Source organism: Methylomicrobium sp. Wu6, assembly GCF_035916875.1.
Classification (GTDB): domain Bacteria; phylum Pseudomonadota; class Gammaproteobacteria; order Methylococcales; family Methylomonadaceae; genus Methylomicrobium.
This window is the reverse complement of the sequence record NZ_JAXUHN010000094.1, coordinates 137,974-153,170: the sequence shown is the minus strand read 5'-3', so window position 1 is coordinate 153,170 and position 15,197 is coordinate 137,974. Positions and strand designations below refer to the sequence as shown.

At 52.7% G+C, this 15,197-nt stretch carries 12 protein-coding genes and 1 pseudogene; 3 read left to right on the top strand and 10 right to left on the bottom strand.

What is annotated here, in order from left to right; genetic code table 11:
* Window positions 1-8: 8 nt before the first annotated feature.
* From U2W12_RS18660 to mtgA, 6 genes and pseudogenes are all read right to left on the bottom strand, one after another.
* A complete protein-coding gene (locus tag U2W12_RS18660; RefSeq protein ID WP_326502199.1) occupies window positions 9-275 on the bottom strand; it encodes a hypothetical protein in 267 nt (88 codons plus the stop codon).
* 43 nt (window positions 276-318) lie between these two features.
* Window positions 319-1,599, bottom strand: coding sequence for a DEAD/DEAH box helicase (locus U2W12_RS18655; protein ID WP_326502198.1), 1,281 nt, complete (start codon window positions 1,597-1,599; stop codon window positions 319-321).
* Between the two features lie 40 nt (window positions 1,600-1,639).
* Window positions 1,640-2,647, bottom strand: a complete 1,008-nt coding sequence (gene moaA / locus U2W12_RS18650; RefSeq protein WP_326502197.1) for a GTP 3',8-cyclase MoaA — start codon at window positions 2,645-2,647, stop codon at window positions 1,640-1,642.
* A gap of 122 nt (window positions 2,648-2,769) precedes the next feature.
* Window positions 2,770-3,234 (bottom strand): peptide-methionine (R)-S-oxide reductase MsrB, encoded by a 465-nt coding sequence (gene msrB, locus U2W12_RS18645; RefSeq protein WP_326502248.1) that lies wholly within the window; start codon window positions 3,232-3,234, stop codon window positions 2,770-2,772.
* Between the two features lie 81 nt (window positions 3,235-3,315).
* Window positions 3,316-3,834, bottom strand: a pseudogene (msrA, locus tag U2W12_RS18640) (peptide-methionine (S)-S-oxide reductase MsrA); the annotation flags it as partial.
* Between the two features lie 130 nt (window positions 3,835-3,964).
* Window positions 3,965-4,609: a monofunctional biosynthetic peptidoglycan transglycosylase gene (mtgA, locus tag U2W12_RS18635; protein ID WP_326502196.1), complete on the bottom strand. Its 645-nt coding sequence runs from the start codon at window positions 4,607-4,609 to the stop codon at window positions 3,965-3,967.
* 257 nt (window positions 4,610-4,866) lie between these two features.
* Here mtgA and U2W12_RS18630 point away from each other — a divergent pair, with 257 nt between their 5' ends.
* Window positions 4,867-5,307, top strand: coding sequence for a host attachment protein (locus tag U2W12_RS18630; protein ID WP_326502195.1), 441 nt, complete (start codon window positions 4,867-4,869; stop codon window positions 5,305-5,307).
* 168 nt (window positions 5,308-5,475) lie between these two features.
* Here the strand turns inward: U2W12_RS18630 and U2W12_RS18625 are convergent, their stop codons facing one another.
* From U2W12_RS18625 to rmuC, 3 genes are all read right to left on the bottom strand, one after another.
* Complete coding sequence (locus U2W12_RS18625; protein WP_326502194.1) at window positions 5,476-6,603, bottom strand: patatin-like phospholipase family protein; 1,128 nt, start codon at window positions 6,601-6,603, stop codon at window positions 5,476-5,478.
* A complete protein-coding gene (locus U2W12_RS18620; RefSeq protein WP_326502193.1) occupies window positions 6,600-8,582 on the bottom strand; it encodes a TRAFs-binding domain-containing protein in 1,983 nt (660 codons plus the stop codon). The genes U2W12_RS18625 and U2W12_RS18620 overlap by 4 nt, the downstream gene beginning before the upstream one ends.
* A gap of 68 nt (window positions 8,583-8,650) precedes the next feature.
* The gene (gene rmuC / locus U2W12_RS18615) at window positions 8,651-10,264 is read right to left on the bottom strand and encodes a DNA recombination protein RmuC (protein WP_326502192.1); all 1,614 of its coding nucleotides are present in this window, start codon (window positions 10,262-10,264) and stop codon (window positions 8,651-8,653) included.
* A 903-nt stretch (window positions 10,265-11,167) separates the two neighbouring features.
* On the opposite strand from rmuC, the gene U2W12_RS18610 reads away from it, so the two are divergent.
* Entirely contained in the window at window positions 11,168-12,706 is a 1,539-nt protein-coding gene (locus U2W12_RS18610) for a DUF1254 domain-containing protein (protein WP_326502191.1), read from the top strand.
* Window positions 12,707-12,865: 159 nt separating this feature from the next.
* Here the strand turns inward: U2W12_RS18610 and U2W12_RS18605 are convergent, their stop codons facing one another.
* Window positions 12,866-13,609 (bottom strand): elongation factor-1 alpha, encoded by a 744-nt coding sequence (locus U2W12_RS18605; protein ID WP_326502190.1) that lies wholly within the window; start codon window positions 13,607-13,609, stop codon window positions 12,866-12,868.
* A 328-nt stretch (window positions 13,610-13,937) separates the two neighbouring features.
* On the opposite strand from U2W12_RS18605, the gene U2W12_RS18600 reads away from it, so the two are divergent.
* On the top strand, window positions 13,938-15,140 hold the full coding sequence (locus tag U2W12_RS18600) for a DUF2252 domain-containing protein (protein ID WP_326502189.1): 1,203 nt from the start codon (window positions 13,938-13,940) through the stop codon (window positions 15,138-15,140).
* Window positions 15,141-15,197 lie beyond the last annotated feature (57 nt).

The window sequence follows — 15,197 nt, the reverse complement described above, 5'->3', positions numbered from 1 at the left end:
CATCCGGACTACTCGCGTTCTGACGGACTGACTGCGTCATTGATCCCTTGCCCTATGCCGTGAACCGCGTTTCTCGTGCCATGACCGATTTCCCTGGCCGCATCGCGTGTACCATGCCCAATCCCTTTGACCACATCGCGCGTACCGTGGCCGATTGCCCGAGTCACATCGCGCGTCGTATGCCCGATGACTTTTCCGGTCTGTTTGACCTCGGCGCATGCGCACAATAAACAGGATGAAAACAAAACCAAGAGCCGCCGGTTAAACGCTATCAAAATTTTCCGTTCCCGGCTTGCCACTGTCTCGCGCCCTGCAAGGTTACATCCCGATGCCGCCGCGCCGCGGTTTTTTGGTCGCCGGCTTGCCGCCGCGTTTCGGCGTTTTATTGTGATGCCGATAATCTTTTTTGCCGGATGGATTTTTAGGCGCCTTCGGATTCGCACGGTCCATCACTTTCAGAGAGACTGGCTCGTAACCGGTATCGGCGACCCGCGGCAACTCCCGTCCGAGCAGCTTTTCGATCTGGGCAAGCTGATAGGCTTCCTCGGGACAAACCAGCGAAATCGCTTCGCCGTTCGCGCCCGCGCGGCCGGTGCGGCCGATCCTGTGAATATAGTCTTCCGGGACTTGCGGCAGGTCAAAATTGATTACGTGCGGCAAGTCGTCGATGTCGAGTCCGCGCGCGGCGATGTCGGTCGCGACAAGAGCTGCGACCTGACCTGCCTTGAATTGTTCAAGCGCACGGGTGCGCGCGCCCTGCGATTTGTCGCCGTGCAGCGCGGCGGTGCGTATGCCGTCCTTGATCAACTGCTTTTCGAGGCGGTCCGCGCCGTGCTTGGTGCGCACAAAGATCAGCACTTGCTTCCAGTTGTTGCTGCCGATCAGATACGACAGCAACTCGCGCTTGTATTCCTTGCCGATGCCGTAACACAGTTCCTTAATGTTGTCGGCGGTCGTATTGTGCGGTGTGACCGATACTTCAGCCGGTTCATTCAGCAATTGCTTGGCGAGTCCCTTTATCTCCTCCGGAAAGGTCGCCGAAAACAGCAGGCTTTGCTTCTGTTTCGGCAAATGGCCGATGATCCTCCGGATGTCCGGCAAAAAGCCCATGTCGAGCATCCGGTCCGCCTCGTCGAGTACCAATATTTGCAGGTGGGATAGATCGATGTTTTTTTGCAGTAGATGATCGAGCAGGCGCCCCGGCGTCGCGACGACGATGTCGCAGCCCCTTTGCAGACTGCGGATTTGGCCGTTGATGCTGACGCCGCCGACGATCACTTCGGCAAATAACGGCAAATGCTTGCCGTAGGCTCTGACGCTGTCATAAACCTGTGCGGCCAGTTCGCGGGTCGGCGTCAGAATCAGCGCCCGGATTTTACGCGGTTTTTGCGGTTTGATTTCGGATTCGGCCAAAAGCTGCAACAGCGGCAGCGAGAAACCGGCAGTTTTGCCGGTGCCGGTTTGCGCGCCGGCCAGCACATCCCGGCCTTCCAGAATCAGAGGGATCGATTGCCGCTGGATCGGGGTCGGGGTGACATAGCCTTGTTCCGCAACTGATTTCAGCAAAGGCGCGGCAAGGCCGAGTTGTTCAAATGACATCAAGAAGCTCGATAAAAGATAAGGTAAGAAGACGCGCGGCCTAGCCGCCGGTCATGTTCATGTAGCGGAGGATCACCGGCTGTTCTTGCAGGTTGAACTCGTGGCGAAGGGGTTTGATCTGCATCGCGTCGATCAGCGTTTGTTTCAGCAGGTCGATATTGCCCGGATGCGTGCGGAGAACCTGTTTCAGATCGACCGAATGTTCGTTGCCGAGGCAGAGCAACAGGCGGCCTTCGGCGGTCAGCCTGACCCGGTTGCAGGCGCTGCAAAAATTATGGCTGTGCGGCGAAATGAAACCGACGCGGGTCACGCTGCCGGCGACACGGAAATAAGTGGAAGGTCCGCCGGTTTTTTCGGGCGTCGCGAGCAGCGCAAAGCGCGCCGCCAGATCCTTTTTGATCATATCGCTCGAATAATAAGACATTGACCGGTCGTGATGTTCGACAACACCGAGCGGCATCTCCTCGATAAAACTGATGTCGATTTCGCTGTCGACCGCGAATTGCACCAGATCGCAGACTTCCGTATGATTGCTGTCCTTCAGCACGACCGTGTTGATCTTGATTCGGTCAAAACCTTCGGCCTTCGCGGCGGCGATGCCGTTCAGCACGGTCTGTAAATTGCCGGTGCGGGTGATTGCCTTGAATTTTGCCGGATCGAGTGAATCGACACTGATGTTGATCCGTCTAACGCCGGCTTTTTTCAAGGCCGGAGCCATCGTTTCGAGCTGCGCGCCGTTGGTCGTAATCACCAGCTCCTTGAGTCCCGGCAACCTGCCGAGGTTCGCCAGTAAGTCCAACGCGCCTTTGCGAACCAACGGCTCGCCGCCGGTAATGCGGATTTTTTTGACGCCAAGCTCGGTAAATGCGCTTGCGATCGTCTCGATTTCTTCCAGTGTTAGAATTTGCGCGCGCGGCAGAAACGTCATGTCCTCGGCCATGCAATAGACGCAACGGAAATCGCAACGGTCGGTGATCGAAATACGCAGGTAATCGATCTTTCTGCCGAAACGGTCTATCAGTTGCCTGGCTTCAGAAGGTTGGGTCATTGCGACTCACATGGTGTTAAGGGTCCGCCCGCCGAAAAAGCGCCGAATCGCCGAAATTTTCATAAAACTGTCGAATTTTACCATAAATAAGACAGCTGTTGACGCCGCGGCTCGGCAATGGTTTATTTTCCGAATAGGGACAAAAACTTGCCATAGCCTTCCTTTTCCATTTCTTCGACCGGAATAAAGCGTAGCGCGGCCGAATTGATGCAATACCTCAATCCCGTCGGCTTGGGGCCGTCGTCAAACACATGCCCGAGATGCGAATCGGCGGCGCGGCTGCGAACTTCGGTGCGCGGCACGATCAAGAGAAAATCCTTTTTCTTGATAATGTTATCTTCGACCAGCGGTTTCGTGAAACTCGGCCAGCCGGTGCCGGAATCGTACTTGTCTTTCGATGAAAACAGCGGTTCGCCGCTGACCACATCGACATAGATGCCGTCGTGCTTTTCATTCCAATAAGCGTTTTTGAACGGCGGCTCGGTCGTTTCTTCCTGCGTGACTTGATATTGAAGTTCGGTCAGGCGCCTGGCAAGCTCTTCCTTCGAGGGTTTGGTAAAGGCGCCGGACTGTGCCTTAGGAGCAATATTCAAGTGCAAATCATCGCCCCAGGTTTTTTCCAGATACTGGTCGCGGCCCGAACGATAGCGGTAATATTTGTAGCGCAGCGGATTGTTTTTGTAATAATCCTGATGATAATCCTCGGCCGGATAAAAATTCTCGAATTTGCGGATTTCGGTCACAATCGGCGCGGAATAACGTTTCGATGCCGCCAACTCCGCGAGCGATTTTTCGGCCTGGGCTTTTTGCTCTTCGTCATGATAAAAAATCACCGAACGGTATTGATTGCCGCGATCGACAAACGAACCTTCGTTGTCGGTCGGGTCGATCATGCGCCAGAAGGCTTGCAGCAGTGTTGCATAATCGATCTCATTGGGGTCGAAATAAACCTGCACGCTTTCGACGTGGCCTGTCTTTCCGCCGGAAACTTGTTCATAGGTCGGATTGGCGACCAGCCCCCCGCTGAACCCCGAAATGACTTTTTTGACGCCGGGCAGTTTTTCGAAATCGGACTCGGTGCACCAGAAACAGCCCCCCGCAAAGGTCGCGACCGCCAAACCGGAAACGCCTTGCCGGCTGTCCTCGGCCTGACTCAGGGCTCCTTTCAGCACGCATGCAAAGAGCATCGCCAGCATAATCATCTTTTTCATTTTCTATCTTCCTCCGCTACTAAGACCAAGGGCTAAATCCGATGTTCAACGACAGGGCAACGCCCGCATATTATCGGCATAAACGGGCACACTTTGAAAGGGGGTCTCAACGCGGATAATCGATATGGCGCATCTGCCTAAGAATCCATTGCTGCCGCGCATGGACATAGGATGACGGACGCGCCGCTTTGAGGCGCAACGGATTCGGCAACGTCGCCGCGAGCAAGGCAGCCTGCGCGCGGCTCAATTTACTGGCCGGAACGCCGAAATAGCGCTGGCTGGCGGCTTCGATGCCGAACAGATGGTCGCCGAACTCCGCGACGTTCAAATAAACGGTCAAAATCCGCTCTTTGCTCCAGAACATTTCCAGCAGAACCGTAAACCAGACTTCGAAGCCTTTGCGGATAAGGCTTTTGGAAGGGCTTAAAAACAGATTTTTCGCCACCTGCTGCGAAATCGTGCTGGCTCCCCGAAGACGGCGTCCGTCGAAATAGTTATCGACCGCCGCCTGAATCGAGAGGAAATCAAAGCCCGCATGGTCAAAAAATCGCTGGTCCTCGGAGGCGATTACCGCCTGGTAAGCGGCAGACGAAATCTTTTTGGCGCCGACCCAACGGTAGTCTATCGATCGGAATGCGGTCTCGTAACGAAAATCCTCGACATGACGGTTCAGCATGAAAGCGGTCGTCGGCAGCGGCAGCCAACGGAACAGCAAACAAAATCCGACTGACGAAGCAATGAATGCCCACATGACCTGCCAGGCAAATTTGTAGAGAATGGCGCGGAGAGCTGGTGACCGGGAGTCGGTGCGCTTTGAGTGGCGATGTTTTCTGGTCAAGCGAGAGATAGTGTGGGAAACTTTCAGCATCATATGATATAGGCTTTGGGCGGGATTGAATACCCGAGGCCGATTTTTGATCGAATCTGCGCTAGGTAATTATACCAATAGCCAATAAGGTGGCTTTCGCGCACAATGACTCCCGCTGATTATTAACTGAGGATTACACTATGATGACCACCTGGGTAGTTGTTGCAGACCACAGCCGCGCGCGCTTCTTTCAAATCGACTCGTCTTCCGCGCCGTTACAGGAAATAGATACATTGGTGCACGCGGAAGGCCGTTTGCACGACCGCGAAATGACTTCGGACTTGCCCGGCAGGGTCAAAAATCCCGGCGGGCTCGGCGGCCATGCATTCGAACAGCCAACCGATCCGAAAAAGCACGAGGCCGATGTCTTCGCGACCGAAATCGTGCATTACCTCGAATACGCGCATAACACCAACCGTTTCAACCAACTGATCGTGATCGCCGGTCCGTCTATTTTAGGATTGATCAGACAGCATATGCCGAACCACTTGAACACGCATATTACTCTTGAACTGAACAAAAATCTTGCCGACTTGAGCGCAGCCGACATCAGAACGCATTTACCGGAGTTTTTGCCGTAATAGTCTGATGGCGGCAAGGCGGTTGCGCATATACGCGTATCGAGTTGACGGATAGGACGCGTCTCCGCGCCGGGCTATGGACCGTTCGAAGCGTTGTGGCTTCGCGGATCAGGGAGCGTTGATGCGCTCCCTGATCCGCGCTTTGCAATATTTATTGTGAGAAAGCGCCTAAATAAACCCCCCAAAATGCTCGGGGGCGACCTTCTTGGCGACTGCGCGTCCAACTTCGCTTAATTCATCGACATATTTGATCGAGTCCAGCTGTTGAACCTGCGCCGGCTGAATATGAGGCAAACCGAGATCAGTTAAGCCTTTGACGCTCAACTCGGCATTGTAGCGGGCATAGGTAAATAGTTTGGCGGCAGTGGGCCAATGCCGGTTTTGATCGATCAAATCGCCGATTTCGCTGTCCAGCTCGTGCCCGAACACGCATTTGCCGAATACCCGGCATAACAGATCCTGCTCATTCAGCGCTGCAAACATCAAGGCAGACGGAATCGATTTCGCATTGTAGATCAGATTCATTTCATCCGGCCCCAAATCGGCGTTCGCCTCCGCATTCGCGCCGGTGCCTATCGAAACGATCAATAATTTGTCTACCCCGGTTTGCCAATTCAACTTGTAGGGTCCAACCGTCGCCATCAAAAATGCCTGAAAGGACGGGTTGTTGTACATTGTAATACCGCCGTCAACAAACACGAAAGGATACGGCTGCGTCTTACCCAAGGTAATTTTTTCGGGCGGAAAATAGGTCGGCGCGGCGGTGCTGGCCCGCACCAGTTGCCAAAGCGGTAAATTCAAATTACAGTCGTCCCGGCTTTTATCATTATATTTTGCGTTCGGATTGTTGCTGACCGGCCATGGCGAATCGGTCGTCGCATTGCGCATTACCATCATCAACAAGGTTTTCAGATCAGGACTCCCCAGGGTCGTGTTCTGACCGAACTCCTGCCGCAACAGCCCTTTCAGCTCTTCATCTTCATAAGAATATTTGAATCTTTTCAGCAAACTGGCCTTGTCGAACATTTTAGCGCCGCTGCTGCGATAAAAATCGCGGATTTTATCGACCGGCCAGCCCAGGCTCAGACAGGCCGCGATGATCGCTCCGGTGCTGGTGCCGGCTATGTAATCAAAATAATCGGCCAATACAAAATCGCTGCCTCGATTCAATTCCTTGCGCAACAATGTCTCGATTTGTTTCAACACCTCGACCGTGATCATGCCCCTTATCCCTCCGCCATCCAGCGCCAGGATTTTTTTGGGGTGCGTTGCCTCGATTTTCTGCGCTAGCGTCATAAACTGTCTCCTGTTGAGGGAATATTAAAAAGGGTATGGGTATCCAATACATAAACGCGGCCAGCACGCTGTTTGACAGTATCATGCATTTGGCGCGTGCCACCGGGACCGTCGCCGCCCTTCCCGTCCCATAAACAGATAAAATAGACCTTTTCGGCCCCCCATGAAATCGCCGAATACAGTTGCCAAAGGTTATTGCGCTCGTAAGGATTGGTGTTGTGCGGCAATTCACCGAGTTCATCGGGCATCACGAACAGGCGCGTATTCGGATGATGCTGAACCGCGAAATAACGATCCCGCCAGTTATCTCCGGCGAAGCTGACCGATTTTTCGAGAAACTCCGGCACAGCGAAAGGAATACGGATCTGCAATTGCAAGCCATGCCGCAGGCACGCCTCGGCAAAGATCAAATCGCCGCCGCAAGCGCCGCCGCACATGGCAAGATCGTCAGGACCGGCCTCAAGAGCGGCTAACTGCTTCGCAATCGCATTGATCGCATCCTTTTCCTTAGCCGCCGGAAAACGTGGAGCGGTCCGGCCGGCCGCATCGACCATGTGGCCGCTGAACAAAAACACCTTGCGCGGCGGCCGGCTGCTTTCAGGCTTTTCCAGCGCGGCGAGCGCTTTGTCGAATACGTTAATCGCGGCGGATACCGGCTCCGGACGAAAATCGAGTGCCTGCAATAAGCGCAACTGCTGCCGGGAAGAATCCAGAGCGAACCAATCGTCGCGCGCCGCCGCGACCGCATATTTATAGGCCTTATCTACTGTTTTTTCGTCGCCGACCAAGACTTCGAGATCAGCCAGCGTGACTCTGGCCCAATAATTCTTTTTATTGGAGGTTTCGCGGGTCAACTCGCTAGTTACGGCCCAGCGCACGCCGCCGATCATCGCGGTCAATTCCTCGTCGTCCTTGTTTTCGTCCAACAAATACCGCAGCAAAAAAGACAGGGTCAAGGCGTTGATGCCCGCATAGTAGCTTTCCGGCTGTTCGATAAAGCCCTGACGATAAGCCCGGATCGCTTCCTTTAATTGCTCGCTCTCACAGGCCGCATCATCTTTCATGACATCCTTGCCAACGCCTTCTTTTCGCCACAGTCCGATCCAGCGTTCTTTCTCTAATCGGCCAAGTAACGCCCAGGTCTCGGCATCGCGGGGATGCTTATCCGATAAATCCTTGAACCATTGCCCGGCAAGCGCGGTTTTCCCGAGCCGCCCCAGTGCAATTCCTTTTTTCTGCGCGCAGGCCAAATCATCCGGTTCGATCGCCAGCGCCTTTTCGAATTGTTCGAGCGCATAGGCAAATTGGCCGACACTCATCAAGGCATTGCCGGCAGTCCGGTAGCCTTCCAGCTTCAATGCATAAGACGGCGCTTCATCGGCCAGCACCAGAATGTCGCCAGGCCTGTTATTCTTGCGCGCAACCTCGACCCGGCTTTCCCATTGTTCATGTTTGCGCCAGAACCCATCCGCGTTCTTGACGCGCAACGACTTCCAGTCGGGCTCCTGCAAATTGGGCAGATATTGATAGACCGGGCTGCTTGGCCGGCTTCGTTGCGATTGCAGGGTTTCCAACGCCACCTTGCCCAAAAGCGCTCGATCCTCCTTCAAAAACGCGGGATCGGGCGCGCCGTCCTGCAAATGGTAATGCAGGGTTCGATCCACACAGACATCGAACGGAATCTTGTCGGAACCTGAGCGAATCTGCACGATGCCGCGCGCGCGGAGGCCATGCCGCACACCTAGTTCATACCAGGCGTTGGCGTTGTTGATCGACAAATCGGCCACCACCAGATCGGCCATCAGCAATTCCTGAAACATGTCGGCGCGAATATCGCCCGGCAAAATATCTTCGTCGGCCCGAAACGGCTCCAGCCCAACATCCAATAAGGCCGGTTTGATCAAGTCCCGATAAACGCTGTTAAAGTCGATGCCTTCTTTGACGCCAAAAGGCATCACGATAAATACGTGTTGAGCCATGTCGGTTGGGTACTCCGGTTCGCTTGCGTTACATCTAGTCTAAGTGGACTTTGGCAGCGTTTGCAACTTTAATCCGGCTCCGGCAACCCGATAGGCTCCAGATCGCTCTCGATGCCCAACACTTCGACGCCGCGCAATTTTCTTTCCATGACCGCGGTGCGTGTCGTTTTCAGTCTTTCCAGTGAATTCGATGCGGTCGTGAGCTGCTTATAAACAGTATCCAAAAGTTCGGAATATTTACCGAATTCGGTCTTCACCTCGGCCAGCACCTTCCAGACCTCACTGCTGCGTTGTTGCACGGCCAATGTCCGAAAACCCATGTGCAGGCTGTTCAGCAAGGCCGACAAGGTGGTCGGGCCGGTAATCGTGACCCGGTAAGTGCGCTGCAATTTTTCGAACAGCTCCGGCGACCGCAGGACTTCCGCATACAAGCTTTCGACCGGCAGGAACATGATTGCAAAATCGGTCGTATGCGGCGGGTCCAGGTATTTGCCGGCGATATCCTTCGCGAAACTTTCGATCGCTTTCAGCAGCTGTTTTTGCGCCGCATCGATCGCCGCCGGATTGCCTTCGTCCAACGCACCGAGCAGTAATTGATAGCTTTCGAGCGGAAATTTCGAATCGATCGGCAGCCAAACGGTCTTATCGTCGGCTTTGCCCGGCAGTTTGACCGCATACTCGACATTCGCCTGACTGCCCTTTTTGGTCGCGACATTCACGCCGTATTGCTCGGGCGACAGGATTTGTTCCAGAATGTTGCCGAGCTGGTATTCGCCGAGGATGCCGCGCGTTTTGACATTGGACAGCACTTTCTTCAAATCGCCGACGCCGACCGCCAGATTCTGCATCTCGCCGAGCCCCTTATGCACCTGATCCAAACGGTCGCTGACCAGTTTGAACGACTCGCCGAGACGCTGTTCCAACGTATTGTGCAACTTTTCATCGACGGTCTGGCGCATTTCATTCAGTTGCCGGGAGTTGTCTTCCCGGATCGCAAGCAGCTGTTTTTCGATCGCTTCGCGGATTTCGCTGATGCCGGTTTTGGCCAATTGATTCGCTTCTTGTTGCTGGCGATTCAAATCGGAGAATTTAAGCCGTAGCTGTTCGTTGAAATCCTTGATGCCTTCGGCAAATTTGGCTTCGAACGAATTGAGTCCGAGGGTCAATTCCTGGCGGTTTTCCTTCGCATCGGCTTTAATGCCTTCCTGAAACTGTTTTAATGTCTCGGCGGTTTTATCCCTAAAATCGTCTTGTTTTCGGTTTAACGACTCGCCGGTCGCCTGGAACGACCGACTGACGCTTTCCCTGAATTCGCTGGCGTTATTGATCAGTCTTTCGGACATGTTTGCCAGGCCATTCTTGAATGTATCCATCTGCACATTTTGCGTGCGCTGGCTTTCGACGATCCGGTTCAACAAGGCATCCTGGAGATTTTTAAACGCTTCCTGCAACTCGCGCCGATTTTCCGCGCTGACCTCCCGGAGTTCCTTTCTGGAGTCTGCAAAGCCCTGCTGCAAAGCGGCTTCCATATTTTTTAACTTCAACAGAAGCTCCTGCAAACCGGCATCCTGCGCAGCCTTCAGCAAAACCTGCAAACGCTGCAATACGAGCAGTTGCATGATCACGCTCGCCACCAATAATAAACCGGCGATGATCGCCGCCGGCATCCAGTCAAACGCCATACCATTCCTCTCTCGTTTAAGTCAAAATGATCAACAATAGCCGCGGCCAACCCCATTTTGATGGCGAATTCAGCCCTAAGCAAATTTCGCCAAAAGTAATGAATGGGGATTCAACATTCCGCAACGCTTCATAAAACGCTCATAATTCTACGCTGTCCGATTCGCTCTCGCGTCACTGGGGATCGTCTGGCGAGTGATTCTTTAGCTTTTTGCCGTAGATAGCGCCGCTTATTGATAATGTCCGTCAATTCTTCGGTAGTGAGCTGCCGACACGGTCGCCGAATCATCGAATGACAACATGAACCGCTGGCAGCATAGAGGCTCTTCGGGATTGAAAGAGCCCTCGGATGTCGCTGTAGAATCACGCGTCGAAGAGGAAAAATTGATGGAATACAGCCGAATACGCACTGCCCCCTGGAAGCCCTTGCAGGGCAGGAATCAGTGCGAGTCTAGAATCCTCGCGATACCTGCCGCAATAATACTTTATATAACAATGTTTTATTATACATTAATCAGCGGTCGTGGACAGGTTCTTTAATTTGGCAAAGTATAATTAGCAACCTGATTTCTATCATTTTGCCAAAACCTCGCGGACATTCAGTATTAATCAACATGCAAAATTTTCCAGACATCGGCACACCACCCGCCCATGGCGATTGAAAGGTAAATGATCGATAATAATACTGTTTTTATTTTTTGCCTGGAAAATAAAATTGCTAAAAACCGGTATTTTTTTGCACGGAAATTAACAATAACGCCATTAAAACAATGGATTTCGCTAACTGAAACTAATACGATGGTAATATGGCCGCATCTAGATTATAACTTGATAGGTCTCGCCGGCCGGAGTGTATCGAGGCCGTGTTTGGAATCTTTTTCATCCGATAAGAGGAGCCGAGATAAATGAAAACGCGAAACAAACCGAGGTTATGGGCAGCTTTCGCTGCCGTTCTCACGGCAACTCCCTGTCCCAGCATCGGGCAGACACTCCCCAGCGCGCAGGCAGCACTCGAGTATAATTACTCGACCCCAATCATGCCAGGTATCGCGGCGCCGGACAGGATCGAAACGCACGTCGGCACGTTGAACTTTTTCGACGGAGTCCCCGACAATGCATCCGTCGAGAAGCTCTATGACAGCCTCGATTTTCAACGCGCGGTACAAGCCTATCTGCTGGCGATACCGGCCGTGAGCCAAGTCGCGAATCGCAACGCCATCCGTGAACTTGGGCCGGTGAATGGCACCGTGCCGATTTTCGAGCAATTAATGGACTCCCGTTCGATCTTTCTCACTCCGAACGACAACACCGTCTACAGTTGGGCTTGGCTCGATCTCAGCAAAGGCCCGCTGGTACTGAACGTGCCGCCGAAGGTGCTCGGCGCGATCAACGACATGTGGTTTCGCTGGGTAATTGATCTCGGTATTACCGGGCCGGACAAAGGCAAGGGCGGCAAGTACCTGTTGCTGCCGCCCGGCTACAAAGGCCAAGTGCCGAAAGGCTACACCGTCGTGCAATCGCCGACGTTCAATCTCTGGATCCCTTGGCGAAGTTTCCTCGTCAACGGCGACCCAAAACCGGGTGTGGAGCTGGTAAAAAAGTTCACGAAAATATACCCGCTCTCCCAAGCCGCCAAGCCGCCGCAACTGAAGTTCGTCGACCTCTCCGGCAAGCCTTTCAACACGGTCGCCCCCGCCAACTACGGATTCTGGGAACTGCTTGATCAGGTCGTTCAGGAAGAGCCGAGCGAGTCGCTCGATCAAATCCGGCTCGGGTTCTATGCTGCGGTCGGCATCCAGAAAGGCAAGCCGTTCGCGCCGGATAGCCGGATGAAGAAGATCCTCTCCGATGCCGCCGCGGTGGGTGATGCAACCGCCCGTGCGATCGCCTTCAAGATTCGAGATAAAGACGCCTATTACTATCCGAACAGTGCCTGGCAACTTCCGTTCATCGGTGGCTACAAATTTCAGACTCAGTCGAATGTGCTGAACCTCGATGCCTACATTTTTTACTACTTCATGGCCACCGGCGTCACACCAGCCATGGAGGAGAAAATGGTCGGCCGCGGCTCCCAATACGCATGGGCTGCCCGTGACGCCAACCGGGAGCCGCTCAACGGCGGGAAGAACTATAAGCTGCACTTGCCGCCCAACATACCCGTGAAGGATTTCTGGTCGGTGATCGTCTACAGCAACCAGACGCGCGCGATGCTCCAGACCGACCAGCAGTTCCCGAGCGTCTCCAGCCAAACCAAAGGGCTCATGGTGAATGAGGACGGATCGGTGGATATCTACTTCGGGCCGAAACCGCCCCCCGGCAAGGAAACGAATTGGGTGCAGACTATCCCCGGAAAAGGCTGGAACACGATTCTGCGCCTCTACGGCCCCCTGAAGCCCTGGTTCGACAAGACGTGGCGGCCTGGAGAAATCGAACTCCAATCATGACTAACTCACACGGTCCATTGGCGGAAGCGCCGACGGGCAGTTCAACAACGGGATGAATCTGACGCACAAATACCGGCGTTTCGTTGCGGTCTGAGCGCCGGCTTGCCCGAACGCTCTCAGAAACGGTAGCCTGCGAATTTAACTTTTTACAGTGGCGCCTCAAGGCTGCGTGTCAATCCAGCTGGATAACCACCATTTCTTAGGCAACCACATTTGGGCTAACGAGGTGAATAACATCACGGTAGAAGCAAGACTGTAGCCGATGCCGCCGATCATGGTCAACCAGGCAAATACGGGAAAGAACTTAGTGAGCCACCAGGATAGAACATCTAACATGAGGAATGCAAAAGGTGTTGCAATCAAGAGAATTTGCCAGCGGCTTGGAAATTCAGCCATCGCAAAAATCCAGCCCACAAACATAAAGATGAAAGAGATACCGAATAAATGAATATGGGAAACTCGTGTGAGCAGGCTAATACTAGCGCCATGATCAACCTGAGCGGCTTTTTCTAAGTTCTCAAGTTTGGTGAAATTGGGTAATTCCGAACCGCCATTATGACAAGAGGCGCAATACTTTTGAATTATCGGTTCGATTTTATCTGTCCATTGCGCGGCAGGTGCTCCGTCATGGGTCCATTGAATGAGTTCAAATCTGACTTCAGCGGGCGCCATAGCTTTCATCTGGCCGTTTAACATAGATTCCAACTTGGATCCTGTACGATTACCGTAGTAACTGTAAATGATGTCATTAATTGAAAGTCCGGGCTTGCCATCGGCCATACCATGGGTAAGCATAATTTGTGCGCCTGCCATCATTAAACCTAAGCCGATAACCATCAGGAATCCTGTAAACAGGACTTTATACTTTAGGGGAAGCAGAAAGAGCGAAGTCACTTGGGTCACTTGAGAAAACCTTGTCGGATTTGAAACAAAAGAACGAGGGCATGATTCTATTTAAAAAATGTCGCTGGATTTTACACGAATATGCGGTTAGCAATACTCTTGCTAATCATGATGAAATAATTGGTTGGGAACCCGCAACCAATATTTATCACTTTCAGTAACTGTTTTAATGGGGCACGCGCAATAAATTTTTATAAAAAATGCGGTCGGAATTATTTACACAGTCAAGTTTAGCACTGCTCCGCGGCAGATATTGTATGCCGCAGAACAAGGTTAATACCGGAAATACGCTTATACTTGGCTACATCTAATGCGCTTAGGAGGCTGGATGAAGATCGTCAACCGAATACTTAATGCGAATAAAGGCCGTGATCCCGAGCGGCTGGCCTTGAAATACAGCGCGATGCGTAGCAATGCTTTTGCTTTTCTAAGAGGTACGAACCATCTCTTCTATGACCGTTTGCCTAAGAGCGGCATCTGTAAATCGGCACCGCTGACGTGGTGTTGTGGTGATCTGCATCTAGAGAATTTCGGCAGCTATAAGGGCGACAATCGGCTCGTTTATTTCGATATCAATGATTTCGACGAAGCCGCGCTGGCGCCGCCCAGTTGGGAGTTGTCGAGAATGATCACAAGCATCATGGTAAGCGCACATTCCTTTGACATTTCTACCGAGAATGCAAAAAAGCTATCGGAGCAATTCATCGAGTCCTATGCTGAGGCACTGTTAACGGGTAAAGCCCGCTGGGTCGAGAGAGAAACAACTCAAGGAATGGTTAGAGAATTACTGGAGCAATTGCGGCAGCGCACTCGCGTAGATTTTCTTAATACTCGTACTCAGAAACAACACAAGCTACGGCATTTTATTTTGGATGGCAAGAAATCACTTCCGGTATCCGAGGCGCAGCGTACCGAAGTAACCCGCTTTATGGAGCGTTTCGCTAGCACTCAGCCTCATCCGGAGTTCTATAAAGTTTTGGACGTTGCTCGCCGTATCGCCGGAACAGGAAGCCTTGGTGTCGAACGTTATGCCATTCTGGTCGAGGGCAAGGGATCGCCTGACCAGAACTATCTGCTTGACTTGAAACAGGCGCGACCCTCGTCTATGGCGAAACATTTAACAACTATTCAACCCGCGTGGAATAATGAAGCGGAAAGAGTCGTTACATTGCAACGACGCATGCAAGCCGTTTCGATGGCCTTTCTGTATCCGGAAGTCATCGGTACGCGGTCCTACGTTTTACAGGCTTTGCAACCGTTCGAAGACCGTGTTCCGTTGGCTAAATACCACCGCCATATCGACAGCCTGACAGGCGTGGTGCAGGTAATGGGGCAGTGCGTGGCATGGGCTCAGTTAAGGAGTTCGGGGCGTCAAGGCTCGGCCATCGCTGATGAGCTCATTGATTTTGCGGAGCGCAAAAAATGGCGCTTCAAATTGTTGGAACTGGCCTACGAACTTTCAAATCAAGTCAAGGAAGACTGGCAGACATACTCCGAGTCTTATGATGACGGCGCATTCCAAGTTATCTAAAAAATAGGTGGGCACGAACATGATAACGATGTATCTATTAATGCCGGCAAACATCCT